The sequence below is a fragment of the Halomonas sp. 7T genome (genome assembly GCF_025643255.1).
GTDB lineage: Bacteria > Pseudomonadota > Gammaproteobacteria > Pseudomonadales > Halomonadaceae > Vreelandella.
In genome coordinates this window covers 1,350,569-1,366,895 of sequence record NZ_CP087112.1, presented here as the reverse complement: position 1 = coordinate 1,366,895, position 16,327 = coordinate 1,350,569, and the positions used below count along the sequence as shown (strand labels likewise).

The following is a 16,327-nucleotide window of genomic DNA, read 5'->3' as shown; positions in this document are numbered from 1 at the left end:
GTGCTTTTAGTACGCAGCCCTGCGGCCTTGAGCGATCTGCATCAGATAGGCTACGGCTGGTCAAATATGAATTTCTCTGACTATGCCAGCGCTGATGAGCTTATAGGCGCTTTTCGCGAGCGCACAATTGATATTGGTCGCAAGGAGAACCAAATCCGCCGGTTTTTTAATATTCAACCAGGCGATCTTATCATTGTCCCTGTTAACCGAGCGATATTGCTTGCACGCGCAACAGGCCAAAAAATTTTTTGCCAGGACGTAGGTTATGGTGAAAATCGCATTGGTGCAGAGTTTCTGCGCAACCCGGACGGAAGCTTAAAGCGTGTTCCTCGGAACGATCTTTCCAATGCACTCGAAACTCGTCTAAAAATCCGCATGGCGATTGCACCACTGGACGAGTTCTCCGATGAGCTAGAGCGTCTCTATTCTACGCTCGAAAAGGGTGGGCATAGCAGCATTAGCAGCCACTACGAAGCACAAAACAATGATTTAGTAGCTGAGGCAAAAAGCGAACTACTCAAGCGTATTCAAAAGGGAGGTACCTACTTAGCAAGCGGTGGAGAGGGCTTTGAGCGGTTGGTTATGGAGCTATTGGAGTTAGAGGGTTATAGCGTTCATCGCCCGAGTAAGCGTCACTATGCAGGTATAGCGGATGCTGATATTGAAGCGTATCGGCAAGATCGTTTCATCCAGACAAAGCTCTTGCTTCAGGTTAAGCACCACCAGGGCACAACAGATGCCCATGGAATTAAGCAGCTAGCGGCCATCGAAGAAGAGGGCGCACAGCGCTGGCTCATCACCTCTGCTCTCATTGAGGAGCAAACAAAGACTTATGCAGAAAGCCATGATGTGCAGGTGATGGATGGGGCGGAGTTTGTTGATTGGCTCTTTGAGCAAGCTCATCACTTGAAGATAACGACCAGAAGCCGCCTGGGGCTTTCTGATGCACCAGTGCTGGTATAGAAAAGGCCTATAATGAAAATATGGGGCAAGCAAGCTGAACGGATTGAATTGAATGTGCTTGTTAGTGATATTGCAGCAGGTACAGAAAGCTTTAACAGCATAGCTTATGCGCTGGCCAAAATAGAGGCTAAATCTGGGTTTATGTTTGAAATGACTCCGCCAGATGAGCGCTACGATTCTGAGCGAGGGAATAAAGCCGGGGAAATTGCTGCGCAAGAGGATCTTCCAGCAGGATTGGGTGCATTAGCAGGCTTGATTTGTTTATTTGAGTCTACCGGCCAGAATTTTGAGCTTGCAAAGCAGTCTTTTGGGACTGATGTGTATGATTTTTTGAGGCAAGCGAGCCCTGGAAGTGATATCTATACCGGTAACGACAGCACTGACTTCGCTATCAAAGTGTCCCATTACGCAAAAGCTAGTCCGCTTGCACAAACTGCTATTATGCTGGACTTACTCGCAATGGTGGAAATAGATCGACCACACCGGCTATTCATGGAGTGGTGGGATCAGCCAGTGATGGCCATGCAGGCAGGCGATTTAAGAATAAGAAAACGTCTTATTCGGGCAATGAGTTAAAAAAAAACAAGGATGAGACATTCATGGCGCACTACAACATTGATCAAAAAGCATCGGAATACTTGAAGGAATATGCTGTTTTTGAAGAGCTATTGTTGTTTTGGGAAGCTCTTCTCAATAGAACCACACTTGTCGGCAAGCTGGAGGATATTAGTGAGCTTGTGCAATCCGCTCATGATATAAATGAAACAGCGGGTTTGCTTCCCGAAGGCGACGTTTTTAGCGATATTGAAAGATTTTCTCTAACAGTGCGCTTAAATCCTGAAAGGCGCCAAGTAGGCGGGCTTAAAGATGTACCACGAGGGTTGAAACAAGAATTTGAAATGACTGAAGAAAATTTTAAACGCTGGATGCAAGAAGAGCGTGAAGTTTTAGAGACAGCGCTGATTGATATGGAAGATTTGATTGATTCGATTGATGATAGTTTCGAAATGCCTTCAGAACTTGAAGAGCTTGAACATGTTATTTATGAAGCGCTGCAGCCTGAAGACCCGCTATATAGAGCTTTAAACCAGATATCATTGAATTTATCGGCGATGTGGGAAGATTTATCAAATACTGCTAGAGGCTTGATGTGCCTCTCCTTAAATGTAAATGATGATGTAGATCGTGCTGCGTTACCTGCTATTTTACATGATTATTAATAAGATTTTTTTATTAAAGAGTAAGGCTGCTGGTGAAGCTTAACTTTCAACTATTTGAAGGGTATAGGTGAGCCCGAGTCGAATTGAAAATAGTAGTTTATTTTTTTCAATTCGCATATGGATCTAAAAATTATGAGTTTTTATCACGTTTTTGGTGAAGTTGGTGAAGCTGAAGAGGTTTTAATTCACCGGCGTACATTGTTTATTGATTTGACTCATAGCGAATTAGTGAAATGTTTTATTAAGCCTTATGAAAAGGGAAATGACTTTATATCTAAGAGTAACGAAATAATCTCAATAAAAAATTTGCGATCAGTTGAAATTATTTGCACGAAAAACTCGTGCGAAATCGAGAAAAACGCACTCCGGATTAAAGAGCGCGAAGAGCTAGATCAGCTATATGGTCCAGGTCATGACTACGTTTATCCAAATATCGGAGATACTACGTATCGAGACTTATTTAATGTGGGAGAAAACGTTAATAAACTCTACATCAAAGGCCATCCTGGTTTCAAAGCTGGGCGCTGGGAGCTGTTGAAAAAAGTTATGATTTGGTTTGGTGGTATCGCTGGCCCAGTAGTTGTGGCCGGAATGGTTAAATGGTTAGGTTGGCTGTGAGCGCTATAGCCGACACCAACCACAAATAGCTAGTGTCAGGAATTATGTTGCTGGCGTTGTTGAATTACAGGAATAATCGATGGACAAACTGAACATGAATCATTTTGCTTTTATAATACTGTATATTGCTTGTCGCAATTCATCTGTTTCTACTCCAATGCTCATCAATTTATCATGAAATTTTTCTGAGCCCTGATAATCTCGCATCTTCTTCATGCGCCTTTCTGCTGCAATGTCAATTAATATTAATATATCTGCTGCGCCTTTTTGGTTGCGGGATATTTCTTCTTCAGAAATGCCTAGCGCATCTAAGTCTATTCCTATGTTTTCATTTTTTACTATTTTGTGAATTTGCCTTAAACATGCTGCTGTTAAACCTTTCTTGCCTTTCCATCTTTCTCCGAACCAAGCCTTTATCGCTTCTTCATTAGTGTTATAAAGATGATGATTGCTTTTTTGGGTTATATTCTTTAGGTGATGGCATGCTGCATTTATATCTATGATAAAGCTATTCGACCATTCATTTACTTGGTAGTCGCCAATATTTTCAAAATTAGGCTTTGTTTTTTCATGAACTTTTTTAGCAATTAGATCAAGATCCGACTGTAAAATGTAACAGTTATTTAGGTCTGCTTGTGTTGACAGTAGTAGCTTGTTCTTAAAGAAAAATACTTGATTTTTATAAGTATTTCTTCGGTCTTCGATGCCGCAAACACAGTGAGGAGGGCACTCTCCTTCGTGTAGGCTTTGCTGTAACGAAAGACTATAGGGGGTATGTAGATTCACGCTGCGATAATTATGAGTAAGCCACGCTATTTTTTGAGGCGTTACAGTCTTCCAGTTGCGAATGCGTAAAACTTTTGCACTATCAATAGGCGAGAGGGTAAAGCCATCTGCATCTTCAATATCGATTGTAAGCGGATTTTCACCTGCACGGTCAAAAATACCTTTTCGGTAGTTTCCAGGAAATCGCACACCAATATGAAAAGGTGTGCTGGGAACTACTATTAAGGATGCTTTTGATTCACAGAAAGCAATTGTTAATTCTTCTAAACTGCAGCCAATCTCCCTCATGGCATTTTTTGCGGAGGAAATTGGCTCATCGGATTGGTAAAAAATGGGCATGATAAGTAGCTCTGAAGAACATACTCTTAAAATTTGAGTAAAGCTTATCGCTTGGATTTTAGGTCAGTCAAATCTAAACCAAATATATTTCCCGTGTCTTGCGGTGCTACGTACTCTGCCCATTCCTGCATCATTGCTCTACGCTTTTCAAATAGATCGCCTCGCCGGTAGGCGGCTTCCACTTTGTTTTCAATGGCATGTGCAAGTGCCATCTCAGCTACATCACGCGGGTAGCTAGTCACTTCACCTGTCCAATCCCTGAAGCTTGAGCGAAAACCATGCGGTACATAATTCCCTTTCTCACCACTTGGGCCGTAACCCAACCCCCGCATGAACTGCAGAAGAGACATATTGGAAAGCGGGCGACCCGCTTTCATTCCTGAAAAAATATGATTATTCCCTTTCACTCGTGGGAGGCTAAGTAGCAGATCCATTGCCTGCTTAGACAAAGGTACACGGTGCTCGCGATTCGCCTTCATACGTTCTGCAGGGATCTGCCAAGTTGATTTTGCTATATCGATTTCATGCCACTCAGCATTGAGTACTTCTGACGTGCGTGTGGCGGTCAATATGAGAAACTGCAATGCTTTCGAAGACATGCTGCTGTAGTGCTGAATAGAGCTCATAAACGCCGCTACCTGATCGTAAGGCATAGCAGGGTGGTGATTTACTTTTTGCACCCGCGATGGCTTAGCTAATAGCTTATCCAGATGGCCCCGCCATCGAGCAGGGTTAACCGGGTCGCGATATTCATGGGCCGCTGCAAAATCTAGTACGTTTTCAATGCGCCCTTGTACACGCTTTGCGGTCTCGTTTTTGATCGTCCAGATAGGCGTTAAAATCTTCAATATGTCCTGCGTGGTGACCTCCTCTACAGGGAGGCTTCCTATCACCGGACGCACGTATGTTTTAAGTGTGCTTACCCACTGACGCGCATGCTTGGTATTTCGCCAGCTGCGGCGGTGGGATTGAATGTAACGCGCTGCACAGTGAGTGAACGTTACAGGGCCTGCATCTTTATCAGTTTTCTGTTCACGTGCTGCCAGTGGGTCGATGCCTTGCTTGACGAGTTTGCGTTGCTCAGAAGCTAAATCCCTTGCCTCTGATAGCGATATATCGGCGTAACTACCAAGCCCCATGTCACGTAACTTGCTATTCCAGCGAAAGCGATAAATCCAGCTTGCACCACCACCTTTACCAATTTTGAGGTACAGCCCATCGCCATCATTGGTCATGCCTGGGTTTGATTCCCGGACAAGCTTTTGAACACCTTTTGTCGTGAGTTTGCCCATAGCCGCTATCCCCATAGTAGGTCTTTAGCGTACCATATCCCAGCCCATACTCCAGCCCATACTTGGTCTCTGTTTTATGTGGTATCTGCGTGGATGAAACTGGACTGTTTTGAAGTTTGTTTTTATATAAATCAATAGTTTGTTGGATTTCTGTGGATTATTTGGGATATGCAGTATACGGACTGTCCCTCCGCCACTTATCTCGAAAAGCCCCTGATTCGTCAGGGGCTTTTTTCGTTTCTAGGCCCTTCGTTTCCTCCCTAGCAAGCCCTCTATAAATGCACCGGTCTTTCACTGTGTTGAGATTGTGTCTGGGAGAGATGAAAAGTGTGTGTAGGCAGCCGCCGCAAGTTACGTTTGCACGGATACCTCGTTTAAAACCATTAGCAGGTATGTATGTCATTTATGAACCTACAAATCATATTGCTCCCTGGCATAATCCCCCAGCCCTACCTCATCCAGTTTCGCGAGCGGCGCTAAAAACGTTACTTGGATAACCCCCGGTGCTCGGCCAATCTCAATGGCGCCGTTAACGGTGGCTCGGTTGCGAATCTCCGCGACGCTTACCTTCAGCAACTTAGCTGCCCGTTCCAGGCCGTTTTCAATAGCGTCGTTCAGGTTGGCGGCGGTGCCGACTACTGAAATGGGCGCTAGCGGCTCGATATGAGCAACGCCCCATTTTTCCGCAAGCCGTTGCCCTTTGGCTTTTTCCGAGGCACTGAACGGTTTGGCTAGCGGTGGCAAATCTTCTAGTAGGGGAAAGAGTACCGGGCCATCTAGCGGGTAGTGTTTGACCACTTCTACCTGCAGCGTGACGCTGCCGGCAACGTCCATGGTGTGCCCGGCAATTTCACCATCGCCTTGGCCTGCGTGCATATCGCCCATGTAAACACCCGCACCTGGCACCTTCACTGGCGCAATCAGAATGGCACCTGCCCGTACCGCATCAATGTCCATATGGCCATCGGTTTTATGCTCCGATAGCTGCTCGGGCGTAATCGCATACTCATGGGGCGCGCCGACTAGAAAAGCGCCAAAGTCGCCGGCGTTGTGGCTATCCGGCATCGGCATGGAAGGGCACGTGCCTAGCTGGCCCATAAAGGGGCGTGTGCGAATGAGTGTGCCTGGCATATCAGACGGCGCATAGTTAAGAATCGAGTGCTGCTTACTGCCGTCGGGTAGCGCTGAATAGTGGTCGGCGCGTTTTGCGAACGTGGCAGCGACATCGCTAGGCACGGTGAGGCCAACGGTACGCGTGTCGTCAAACGTTACCGTATAGCCATGCACAATCTCGAAGGGTTTGACGGGGTTGTTGCATACATCACATTTCACCGCGTCTTGCCCGATACCCTCAATGTGCGTTTCAGGCCACACGGTGTCGCAGGTAGGGCAGCGGGCTGCCACGTAGGGGTCGCCAAGGCAAAAGCCTTCCGGTGAGCTGTCGTGCCCGGAAGCCGTCGCAATAGAGGTGACGGTAATCTCGCGTATCCGTATCGCGACGCCATCGCCCACCTCGGCACCCTCGACAAACACCGGGGTGGTTACTTCATGTCCGCCGCGCAAACGGGGCGTAATCATCGGCCCCCAGCAACCAGGGGCGGTGTTCGCGATGATGGTGCCACCATTCTCTACCGGTCCCAGCATCGGGGCATGAGGGTCTAATACGCTGTTGGTGAACTCTTGAACCACAACGCTTCTACGTACAGGAGTTGCGCTTTGATCATGTTGCATGGGGATTATCCTCTTGTTTTTAATGCATTAGTGCGTCATGAAGTGAAGTACGTACCGGTGTTGCCCGCCGTATAGCAATAGGAAGTTAGCGTGGTTATTAACTATTAACCCAAAGTGGGTGGTGTGTACAAGAGCTGTCTAGAGAGACTGCGTTTTAATCTTGGAGTCTTGTGCCAGCGTAGCGGGTGTTGACTTGGGCGGCTGGGATGCAAGGCGAAGCGCATGAAAAAAACCAAATTGGTCATTTCTATAGTGCGGTCACGTTGTGCCTCAACAAAGCCGGGCAGTAAGCTCCGAACACAGCCTTACGAGTCTGTAAGCCAAAAACAATTAATAAAAACGCTAGGAGAAACACAATGTTCAATAAAACCGCTATTGCTGTATCGGTCACATTGATGTCGATTGCAGCAGCGCACGCCGAAGGCCCTTATCGTATAGGTATTACGCAAAACAATGTCGGTGTCGATAGCTATCAGACGACGTATGAGAGTGCGTTTGAAGCGGCGGCAGCGCGTGAAGGGAATGTCGATGTCGTGGTGTTGGACGCGGGTGGCGATGTGGCTCGCCAAATCGGTCAAATGCAGGATCTTATTCAGCAACGTGTCGATGCCATCATAATTTGGCCAACTAACGGCCAAGCCGTTATTCCTGCCATCCGCCAAGCTCATAGTGCCGGCATTCCTGTCATCGTGACTAACTCTAAAATTGCCGATGCGGGCCTGGATTTTATCGCTGCTTTCTCAGGGCCCGACAACGTTCAACAAGGTATTTCGTCAGCTGAAATGATGTGCGATGCCCTGGGCGGGGAGGGTCAGATTGTGCAGATTTCCGGCCAGCCCGGCTACACCACGGCAATGGAGCGCGCAGGTGGGTTTGAGGATCGCTTGGCTGAAGCTTGCCCAGGTGTCGAACTGTTGGAAACGCAGCCAGGTAACTGGAACCGTGAGCGCGCCCAGCGGGTAATGGAAGATTTCCTAACAAAATATGACCGTATCGACGGTGTGTATTCGGGCGACGACAACATGGGCGTAGGCGCTTTAAATGCCGCTAAAGGCGCTGGACGTGCAGATGGAATCATCTTTATTGGGGCCACGAATTTCGCCGTTGGCTACGATGCTATTGAGCGCGGTGAATATTACGGCTCTATCTACCAATCCCCGGTGGATGATGCAGAAGCAGCGCTGCAAACCGCACTAGATGTGTTAGCTGGCGAAGAGCTTCCGAAAATGAACTTCTTTGAAACACCGAAAATCACCGCAGAGAACCTTGAAGAGTTTGATCGTCCGGTTTTCTGAGCATAGGGCGTATTACCCAGTATTGATGGTACGAAAACTCAATACAGAAGGGGTGCGAACCTGAATGCAGGCTTCCTGCGCTGGGAGGTGGCGCTAGTGTGACGACAAACATCGTGCATCGTCACATTCAAGGCTGCCTCCCTAGGTGATTTTTACAGGTGAATAGCATGGCTTCCACAGAACAAACAAAGGTTGGAGTGCCGTTAGGAAGGCTTAGCAAAGCAGGTGTGCTGAGTTTTTTATCGGCTCAGGGAATTCTCATTTTTTTCCTGATTGGCATGTTCGTTTTTTCGTTTTTTTCTGAGCAGTTCCTCTCTCAGTCAAACATTATGACCGTTGTCCGCCAGGCATCCATTATTGGCATTATCGCGGTGGGTGTCACCGTGGTCATTATTGGCGGCAACCTAGACCTTTCCGTCGGCTCCATGCTGTCGTTCTCGACAGTCCTTGTGGTTGATCTACATGACAAAATTGGGCCCACTAACGCCATTCTGTTGATGTTCGCGCTGACCTTGATGATTGGTGCCGTCAACGGGTTTTTGATTGGTTTTCTACGACTCAACTCGTTGATTGTGACGTTGGCCATGCTGTCAGCCATACAAGGGTTTGTGCTGATTTATAGCGGCGGCCAGAACGTCGATATTGCCAATCAAGAGAACACCTGGTTCGCCTTCTTCGGCCGTGGGTTTGTGGGGGGTATTGCGGTCCCGGTTCTGATGTTTGGACTGCTCGCTATCTTGATTCAAGTAGTCATGTCTTACACCGGATATGGGCGTCGTATCTTTGCCGTGGGCGGTAATCCAATGGCGGCCGTTTATTCGGGTATTCGTAAAAACTGGTGCGTGTTCAGCACCTATCTAATTTCTGCTTTCTGCGTCGCATGCGCCGCCCTGGTGCTTGGCTCGCGGGTAATGGGCTCGCAAAACAATGTAGGGCAGGGGTACGAGCTACTGGTGTTGGCCGGCATCATCCTTGGCGGAACGAGCTTGCTGGGCGGTGCAGGTAGTATCTGGAAAACGGTGATTGGCGTGTTGATTCTGGGCTTTATCCAAAATGGCCTGCTGTTGATGGGTTATCCCTACTACATCCAGTGGATCGTGACCTGGGTAATTATCATTCTGGCCGTATGGCTGGATCTCGCCAACAAGCGCAAGCGCTTGTTTACGACCCACTCGTAACGCGGAGGAATGCAAGATGACATCGATTAAAGGGTTCTTCCGTGGTAGAGCGAAAATACAGCCGATCTGGGTATTTGTTATCGCTCTCTTTATTTTCTTTAGCGTTATGTCGGAGTACTTCCTGTCATTTGGGAATATCAGCAACATTCTGGTACAGACCTCAACGATAGGCCTGATTGCCCTGGGCATGACCTTTGTGATGATTAACGGCAACATTGATTTGTCGGTGGGCGCAATACTGGGGCTATCCGCTTCTTTAGCAGTAGGCTTGCAGGAAATTAGCATGACGCTGGCGATTCTCGCCGCATTGATCTCGGGTATTTTGCTGGGCGCCATCAATGGCTTTGTTGTTTGGAAAACCGGTGTTAACGCGTTCATCGTAACGCTAGGGGCCATGTTGGGTGTGCGTGGCCTGATCTTTCTATACACCGGTGAGCAGTCTTTCTTCGCCATGAACTTTGCGTTCGCCGACTTCGGCACGAGCACTATCGGGCCGGTTCCCGTTTTGGCAATCATCTTTCTGGTGTGCGCGCTGATCATGCATCTGGTGCTGACGCGAACCAGCCATGGCCGCAATACGTTTGCCGTAGGCGGCAACCCTGAAGCATCGATTGATGCTGGCATCCGCTTAGGCCGCCATATGATGATTAACTTTATTATCGTGGGCTTCTTCTCTGCGTTAGCAGGCGTGCTGCTTGCCAGCCAAATGGGGGCCGCAACGCCCAACCTGGGTCGTGACTACGAGCTTTGGGTGATCACGGCGGTGGTTTTAGGAGGCACGAAGTTGACCGGTGGCTACGGCAGTATTGTTGGCACTCTCGGCGGCGTGCTGGCCATCGGTATTCTGCGTAACGGCATGAATTTGATGCAGGTGCCCGCTTTTTACGTACTCGTTATTCTCGGCGCGATTCTCATCTCTGTGCTGATCATTGATAAGAAGCTTAATGCACCCTCGGCTAAGGAGGTGCGGATATGAACGCCTCTTCAACGCAATCACGTCAGCCCATCGATGCAGCACCCATCCTGGAACTTCAAGGCATCACCAAACGATTCCCCGGTGTGGTCGCACTCAATAACGTCGATTTTGACGTTCGCCCCGGCGAGGTGCACGCCTTGCTGGGTGAGAACGGTGCGGGCAAGTCGACCCTGATGAAAGTGCTGGCCGGTAAGCACCAGGCCAACGAAGGCAAGATTATTCTAGGTGGCCAGGAAATGGCCTTCGAGAACCCCAAGCATGCCAAACGCGCGGGGGTCGTACTGATCCATCAGGAGCAGTCGCTGGTCGCTGAAATGACGGTTGCGGAAAATATCTTTCTCGGCAGTTTGCCAAGAAAACCGTTCAACCGCGTTGATTGGCGAAAGCTGCGCGAAGATACCAATAAGATTCTTGAGCGGCTCAAGTGCAGTTTTCAGCATGACGATGTAGTGGGTTCGCTGTCGATTGCCAAAAAACAGATGGTGGAAATTGGCAGGGCGCTTGCCTTTACGCCGCAGGTTGTTGTGTTTGATGAGCCGACGGCATCGCTCACCGACCATGAAAAGCCGGTGCTTTACGACGTAATTAACTCGCTGTGTGAGCAGGGCGTGGGCATTGTTTATATCTCCCACCGCATGGATGAAATTTTCCATCTCTCGCACCGTATCTCAGTCCTGCGAGACGGCGAGTACACCGGCACGGTCAATACCGCCGATACCAACGAAGACGAAATCACGCGGATGATGATCGGCCGCAGTTTAGAGCTTGATCATGCCAGCAAGCCCACTGATTTTGGCGACAACATGCTGGAAGTGCGCAACCTGTCAGTGAAGCGAGTCTTCGAGGATGTCAGCTTTAACGTTCGCAAGGGCGAGATTGTCGGCATGTACGGACTGGTAGGCGCGGGGCGTTCAGAAGTAGCAGAAACCATCTTTGGCCTGCGTACGCCTTCTGCTGGAGAAGTCGTACTCGATGGTGATGTGGTGAACTTTCGCAACTCTCACGATGCGGTGGTAAGCGGCGTTGCGTTAGTCCCTGAAGACCGCAAAGACCAGGGCCTGATTCTGGGGATGAACTGTCGTGACAACATGACATTGGCAAGCCTCTCCAGCGTGTCGTCATTAGGCTTTATGACCAACGCAAAAGAGCGCGAAGTCTATGACAAATATCACCAAGCCATGAAAATCAAAACGCCCAGCTGGCGCCAAAAGGTCGGCAATTTAAGCGGCGGGAATCAGCAAAAGATCGTCATCGGTAAGTGGCTTCATACGCATCCTAAATTGCTCATCCTCGATGAGCCTACCCGAGGTATCGATGTCGGTTCTAAATCCGAAATCCATACCCTCGTCAAAGACTTAGCCAAATCCGGCTACGCCGTGTTGGTGATCTCTTCAGAGATGCCTGAAGTGCTGGGCCTGAGTAACCGCATTATCGCGATGTATGACGGCCGCGTCACCGCGGAGTTTGATGGTGACAATGTCAGTGAGGACGCGTTGGTGCAAGCCATTACCGGTATGGGAAAGCAGGCGCAGGCGAGCTAGCTCACTTGCTGCGATTGGTGTGCTCGCTAGCAGGTAGAAGCTAGCGAGCACACAGCCCACTTCAAACGACTAAGGAATGTTTTATGCAACCTTTTGTTTATGATGGCCTGCCATCCCGGGTGGTATTTGGCCAAGGTACCCTGGCTCAGCTGAGGCAAGAGCTTGAACATCTCGGCTGCTCCCGCGCCCTGGTGTTAGCCACGCCTCAACAGCACGAGCAGGCAAGCCATGTACTAGCACTGCTGGGCGATAAGGGCGTGGGTGTTTACGCGGATGCCGTGATGCATACACCGGTTGAGGTAACCAAGCGCGCTCTAAAGGTGGTCAAAGAGCTAAAGGTAGACTGCACGGTGGCGATTGGTGGCGGCTCCACCATCGGCTTAGGCAAAGCCATTGCCTTACGCACGGGCTTACCTCAGATCGCGATACCCACCACCTACGCAGGCTCAGAAATGACGCCGATCCTGGGTGAAACAAGCGACGGTATCAAAACCACCCAGCGCACCCTGGACGTACTACCGGAGACGGTCATTTATGACGTTGACCTGACCCTAACGCTGCCTGCGGTGATGTCAGGCACCAGCGGGATTAACGCGATTGCCCATGCGGTAGAGGCGCTGTATGCCCGCGACTGCAATCCGGTGATTGCGCTGATGGCAGAAGAGGGAATTGCGGCGCTGGCGCGAAGCCTACCGGTGATTGCCAACGACCCCACCCACGTTGAAGCACGCTCTGATGCGCTCTACGGCGCTTGGCTGTGCGGCACTTGCCTGGGCTCGGTGGGTATGTCGCTGCACCACAAGCTGTGCCATACCCTGGGTGGCTCTTTCAACCTTCCTCATGCGGAAACGCACACCATTGTGCTGCCGTATGCGCTGGCCTATAACGCGCCAGCGGTGCCGGAAGCGATGGCGCGTATTGGGCGTGCGCTGGGCTGTGACGACGCGGCGGCTGGCCTCTACGACTTGGGGCGTGCCGTCGGGGCCCCTAGCGCACTCTCCGAACTAGGCTTTAGCGTAGAAGATGTGGAGCAAGCCACCGAGATTGCGACCCGCAACCCTTACTGGAACCCACGCGATGTGGAAGCCAAGGGCATCCACCGTTTGCTCAGCGATGCCCAGTCGGGCAAACGGCCGCAGGCAGACAGTGGAGGTGGCCAATGAGCACGCTGTTTGTGAACGCCACCGTGATCACCATGGACCCGCAGTTGGGCGAACTGAGCGATGGCCAGGTACTCATCGAGGGTGACCGTATTGTCGCTGTGGGGCATGACTTGACCGATCACCCCAAGGCAAATGCAGCCGAGGTGATCGACTGCGGCGGCGGTCTCCTGATTCCCGGGTTGGTGAACGCCCATATGCATACCTGGCAGACCGGGCTACGCGGCGTTGCCGCCAACTGGACGCTGCTGGAGTATTTTCGCCATGTTCACCGGGGGTTGGCGGCGCTGTTCACGCCAGAGGATATCTACATCGCCACCCGGATGGGCGCGGTTAACCAGTTGAATTGCGGTACCACCACGCTGGGTGATTGGTGCCATAACAACCCAACCCCGGATCACACTGACGCTGCGGTGAAAGGGCTAAAGGAATCGGGCATACGCGCGTTGTTTCTGCATGGCTCGCCAAAACCGGACCCACAACCTGGCCAGCCGCACTTCAGTGAAATTCCCCATCCCCGCCATGAAATAGAGCGCTTACTAAACGGCGAGCTGGCAAACCCAGAAGGGCTCGTCACCTTGGGCATGGCTATTCTTGGCCCTCACTACTCAACCCTAGACGTGACACTGCAAGACTTTGCTTTGGCCAAAGAGTTTGGCCTAGTTGCTTCAATGCACCAGGGCGGCGGAGAGGCCGTGGCCCCCGGTGCCTGGGACGAAGTAGAAGCGCGTGGCATGTTAGGCCCCGATATCAACATTGTGCATGGCCAAAGTTTAGACGATGGCCAAATGTCCCGGTTCTGTGCCAGCGGCGTGACGTTCTCCATTGCCCCTGAAAACGAGATGACCCAGGGCCACGGTTTTCCGGTGACTGGGATCGTTCGTCAGCACGGCGGCGTGGTGTCGTTGGGCGTGGATCTTGAATCAGTGCTCTCTGGGGATATGTTCAGCGTTGCCAGGGCAGCGCTGGGTATGCAGCGCTCGCTGGATAACGACGCCTCGCGCCGTGAGCAGGGCAAGATCCCCGATACCTCCACCATTACCACGCGGGAAGCGCTGGGCTGGATCACCCTCGATGGGGCAAAAGCACTGGGTCTTGATGACCGTATTGGCAGCCTCACGCCGGGTAAACAGGCCGACTTAGTGCTGCTGGATAGCAACCAGCTCAACATGCAGCCAGTGAACGACCCTATCTCCACAGTGGTCATGCAAACCAGCCTGGCCAACGTCGACAGCGTGATGGTAGCCGGGCAGTTCAAAAAACGTGGCGGCCGTCTGTTTATGGATACCCACCAGGGCATCGCTGAGCTGGCCAAATCTGGCCACCGCATTCACGCCGAACTGCTAGCGCGTGAAGCGCAATCAACACAGGAGGTCACCCAATGACAACCGCTTCTACAACGTCCTCAACGACCCCAAAAGTGGCGTGGGTAGGCTTGGGTAAACTGGGTTTGCCAATGGCCGCCCGAATTGTTCAATCAGGGACTGCTGTTCAAGGCTTTGATCTGTCGGAGCAGCGCCTTGCTCTCGCCGCAGAGATCGGTGTGACGCCCCATCAAACGCTGGCAGATGCCGTGGCCGATTGCGACTTGGTGTTTGTGTCCATCCCCGATGACCGCGCGTTGATCAGCCTGTGCCTGGAATCGGGCGAGCTGATTCGTCACATGATGCCCGGCAGCACCTTGATTGAGACAAGCACGGTGAGCGTGGAAGCCTCTGCACGAGTGGCTGAGGCAGCAACGGCTCAAGGTGTGGTCTATCTGCGCAGCCCGGTATCCGGTAATCCTGTAGCAGCCGAGGCGGGCACGCTTTCCGCAATGGTCTCTGGCCCACGGGAAGCATTGGAAACGGCCAAGCCCGTGTTTGCCGCGTTCACTAAAGCGCAGTACTGGCTGGGTGATGAAGAGCAGGCCCGGGTGGCCAAACTGGCCATTAACCTGATGATTGCCGTTAGTGCTGGGATGATGAGTGAAGCACTGACGCTGGCGCGTAAGGGCAACATTGAATGGGACGCCATGTTAGCGCTGATCTCAGACAGCGCGGTGGGCTCTCCCATGGTGAAGTACAAGGTGCCGCCCCTGTTAGCGCGGGATTTTACCTCGACGTTTTCCGCCGCGCAGATGGCCAAAGATCTTGATCTTATCCTCGACTGCGCCCACGGCACTGGGGTCTCGACCCCGCTAGCAGCGCAAATGCGCGAAGCCTATACCGCCCTGATCGCGACCGGGCATGGTAACGATGACTATATCGCGACCGTTCATCATACCGAGCGCCTGTCAGGGTTGGGTGAACCTTCGCCAATGAAGCAGGGAGGGCACACACATGCGTAATCTCACCACCGACAATATTACCGCCGCCGTAATGGATGAGTTCTCACGCTGTGAAGATGAGCGGCTGAAAACGCTGCTCAATGGCTTGGTCAACCACCTGCATGCCTACCTGCGCGAAGTGCAGCCCACCGAGAAAGAGTGGACTCAGGCGATTGAGTTTCTCACTCGAGCCGGGCAAATGTGCGACGACGAACGCCAGGAGTTTATCCTGCTGTCTGACACCCTGGGCGTCACTATGCTGGTGGATGCGATTAACCACGCCAGCAGCGACCCTAAGATTACCGAAAGCACCGTGTTGGGGCCTTTTTACGTCGCCGACCCTCCCCAAGCCAACCAGGGCGATGCCATTAACTGGGGCGTGGAAGGGGAGCCTCTGTTCATCGAAGGTTACGTACACGACGCCCATGGCAAGCCTTTGGCGAATGTCGCCATCGACGTTTGGCAATCAGACAGCGAAGGCTTTTATGACGTCCAGAAGCCTGAGCTTGAAAGCGCGACCCTGCGCGCTCGTTTTCATACCGATAGCCAGGGCCGCTACGCCTTTTGGACGGTGACGCCGTCTCCCTATCCCATTCCGACCGATGGGCCCGTTGGCAAAATGCTTGAGATCACCGGGCGTCATCCTTATCGCCCCGCCCATGTGCATTTCATGCTGATGGCACCGGGCTACGAAACCCTGGTGACTCAAATCTTCGCGGAAGACGACCCTTACCTTGATTCTGACGCGGTATTTGGCGTGAAGGACTCCTTGGTAAAGGAGTTCATTCAAAAGCCAGCGGGGCAAGCGCCCGACGGTCGGCAGATGGACACCCCTTACCGCTATTTTCAATACGACTTCGGCTTAAAGACGGCCTGAACGACTCACCCTGAACGCCTGGCTCCTACTGAGCGGGTTACAC

Annotated in this window: 15 protein-coding genes; 12 read left to right on the top strand and 3 right to left on the bottom strand. The window is 51.4% G+C overall.

From position 1 onward, the window contains the following. From LOS15_RS06300 to LOS15_RS06285, 4 genes are all read left to right on the top strand, one after another. A complete protein-coding gene (locus LOS15_RS06300; protein ID WP_263069648.1) occupies window positions 1-963 on the top strand; it encodes a restriction endonuclease in 963 nt (320 codons plus the stop codon). Window positions 964-975: 12 nt separating this feature from the next. Continuing rightward, window positions 976-1,539 (top strand): hypothetical protein, encoded by a 564-nt coding sequence (locus tag LOS15_RS06295; RefSeq protein ID WP_263068915.1) that lies wholly within the window; start codon window positions 976-978, stop codon window positions 1,537-1,539. Window positions 1,540-1,562: 23 nt separating this feature from the next. Next, window positions 1,563-2,183: a hypothetical protein gene (locus tag LOS15_RS06290; RefSeq protein WP_263068912.1), complete on the top strand. Its 621-nt coding sequence runs from the start codon at window positions 1,563-1,565 to the stop codon at window positions 2,181-2,183. Window positions 2,184-2,315: 132 nt separating this feature from the next. Continuing rightward, window positions 2,316-2,801, top strand: coding sequence for a hypothetical protein (locus LOS15_RS06285; RefSeq protein WP_263068910.1), 486 nt, complete (start codon window positions 2,316-2,318; stop codon window positions 2,799-2,801). A 99-nt stretch (window positions 2,802-2,900) separates the two neighbouring features. Here LOS15_RS06285 and LOS15_RS06280 read toward each other — a convergent pair whose 3' ends face one another. The 3 genes from LOS15_RS06280 to LOS15_RS06270 all read right to left on the bottom strand — a co-directional run bounded on the left by LOS15_RS06280 (window position 2,901) and on the right by LOS15_RS06270 (window position 6,949). Continuing rightward, window positions 2,901-3,926, bottom strand: a complete 1,026-nt coding sequence (locus tag LOS15_RS06280; protein WP_263068908.1) for a hypothetical protein — start codon at window positions 3,924-3,926, stop codon at window positions 2,901-2,903. Between the two features lie 44 nt (window positions 3,927-3,970). After that, a complete protein-coding gene (locus tag LOS15_RS06275) occupies window positions 3,971-5,218 on the bottom strand; it encodes a tyrosine-type recombinase/integrase (protein WP_263068905.1) in 1,248 nt (415 codons plus the stop codon). Between the two features lie 411 nt (window positions 5,219-5,629). Then, on the bottom strand, window positions 5,630-6,949 hold the full coding sequence (locus LOS15_RS06270) for an acetamidase/formamidase family protein (protein ID WP_263068903.1): 1,320 nt from the start codon (window positions 6,947-6,949) through the stop codon (window positions 5,630-5,632). 356 nt (window positions 6,950-7,305) lie between these two features. Between LOS15_RS06270 and LOS15_RS06265 the strand changes: the two genes are divergently transcribed. The 8 genes from LOS15_RS06265 (at window position 7,306) to LOS15_RS06230 (ending at window position 16,284) form a co-directional block, all read left to right on the top strand. Then, window positions 7,306-8,244 (top strand): sugar ABC transporter substrate-binding protein, encoded by a 939-nt coding sequence (locus LOS15_RS06265; RefSeq protein ID WP_263068901.1) that lies wholly within the window; start codon window positions 7,306-7,308, stop codon window positions 8,242-8,244. Window positions 8,245-8,411: 167 nt separating this feature from the next. Next, complete coding sequence (locus LOS15_RS06260; RefSeq protein ID WP_263068899.1) at window positions 8,412-9,422, top strand: ABC transporter permease; 1,011 nt, start codon at window positions 8,412-8,414, stop codon at window positions 9,420-9,422. A gap of 16 nt (window positions 9,423-9,438) precedes the next feature. Then, entirely contained in the window at window positions 9,439-10,398 is a 960-nt protein-coding gene (locus tag LOS15_RS06255) for an ABC transporter permease (RefSeq protein WP_263068897.1), read from the top strand. Next, on the top strand, window positions 10,395-11,939 hold the full coding sequence (locus LOS15_RS06250) for a sugar ABC transporter ATP-binding protein (protein ID WP_263068894.1): 1,545 nt from the start codon (window positions 10,395-10,397) through the stop codon (window positions 11,937-11,939). The genes LOS15_RS06255 and LOS15_RS06250 overlap by 4 nt, the downstream gene beginning before the upstream one ends. 83 nt (window positions 11,940-12,022) lie before the next feature. Then, window positions 12,023-13,102 (top strand): maleylacetate reductase, encoded by a 1,080-nt coding sequence (locus LOS15_RS06245; protein WP_263068892.1) that lies wholly within the window; start codon window positions 12,023-12,025, stop codon window positions 13,100-13,102. Then, window positions 13,099-14,484, top strand: coding sequence for an amidohydrolase family protein (locus LOS15_RS06240; RefSeq protein ID WP_263068891.1), 1,386 nt, complete (start codon window positions 13,099-13,101; stop codon window positions 14,482-14,484). Before LOS15_RS06245 ends, LOS15_RS06240 begins: the two co-directional genes overlap by 4 nt. Next, window positions 14,481-15,428, top strand: a complete 948-nt coding sequence (locus LOS15_RS06235) for an NAD(P)-dependent oxidoreductase (protein WP_263068888.1) — start codon at window positions 14,481-14,483, stop codon at window positions 15,426-15,428. Before LOS15_RS06240 ends, LOS15_RS06235 begins: the two co-directional genes overlap by 4 nt. Beyond that, window positions 15,421-16,284: an intradiol ring-cleavage dioxygenase gene (locus LOS15_RS06230; protein ID WP_263068885.1), complete on the top strand. Its 864-nt coding sequence runs from the start codon at window positions 15,421-15,423 to the stop codon at window positions 16,282-16,284. Before LOS15_RS06235 ends, LOS15_RS06230 begins: the two co-directional genes overlap by 8 nt. Window positions 16,285-16,327: the final 43 nt, after the last annotated feature.

What these genes read in the sequence shown, in the direction of transcription:
- LOS15_RS06285 (WP_263068910.1), top strand. Translation starts at nt 2,316, where the DNA reads ATGAGTTTTTATCACGTTTTTGGTGAAGTTGGTGAAGCTGAAGAGGTT.
- LOS15_RS06240 (WP_263068891.1), top strand. Translation starts at nt 13,099, where the DNA reads ATGAGCACGCTGTTTGTGAACGCCACCGTGATCACCATGGACCCGCAG.
- LOS15_RS06250 (WP_263068894.1), top strand. Translation starts at nt 10,395, where the DNA reads ATGAACGCCTCTTCAACGCAATCACGTCAGCCCATCGATGCAGCACCC.
- LOS15_RS06280 (WP_263068908.1), bottom strand. Translation starts at nt 3,926, where the DNA reads ATGCCCATTTTTTACCAATCCGATGAGCCAATTTCCTCCGCAAAAAAT.
- LOS15_RS06275 (WP_263068905.1), bottom strand. Translation starts at nt 5,218, where the DNA reads ATGGGCAAACTCACGACAAAAGGTGTTCAAAAGCTTGTCCGGGAATCA.
- LOS15_RS06270 (WP_263068903.1), bottom strand. Translation starts at nt 6,949, where the DNA reads ATGCAACATGATCAAAGCGCAACTCCTGTACGTAGAAGCGTTGTGGTT.
- LOS15_RS06265 (WP_263068901.1), top strand. Translation starts at nt 7,306, where the DNA reads ATGTTCAATAAAACCGCTATTGCTGTATCGGTCACATTGATGTCGATT.
- LOS15_RS06245 (WP_263068892.1), top strand. Translation starts at nt 12,023, where the DNA reads ATGCAACCTTTTGTTTATGATGGCCTGCCATCCCGGGTGGTATTTGGC.
- LOS15_RS06290 (WP_263068912.1), top strand. Translation starts at nt 1,563, where the DNA reads ATGGCGCACTACAACATTGATCAAAAAGCATCGGAATACTTGAAGGAA.
- LOS15_RS06255 (WP_263068897.1), top strand. Translation starts at nt 9,439, where the DNA reads ATGACATCGATTAAAGGGTTCTTCCGTGGTAGAGCGAAAATACAGCCG.
- LOS15_RS06295 (WP_263068915.1), top strand. Translation starts at nt 976, where the DNA reads ATGAAAATATGGGGCAAGCAAGCTGAACGGATTGAATTGAATGTGCTT.
- LOS15_RS06235 (WP_263068888.1), top strand. Translation starts at nt 14,481, where the DNA reads ATGACAACCGCTTCTACAACGTCCTCAACGACCCCAAAAGTGGCGTGG.
- LOS15_RS06260 (WP_263068899.1), top strand. Translation starts at nt 8,412, where the DNA reads ATGGCTTCCACAGAACAAACAAAGGTTGGAGTGCCGTTAGGAAGGCTT.
- LOS15_RS06230 (WP_263068885.1), top strand. Translation starts at nt 15,421, where the DNA reads ATGCGTAATCTCACCACCGACAATATTACCGCCGCCGTAATGGATGAG.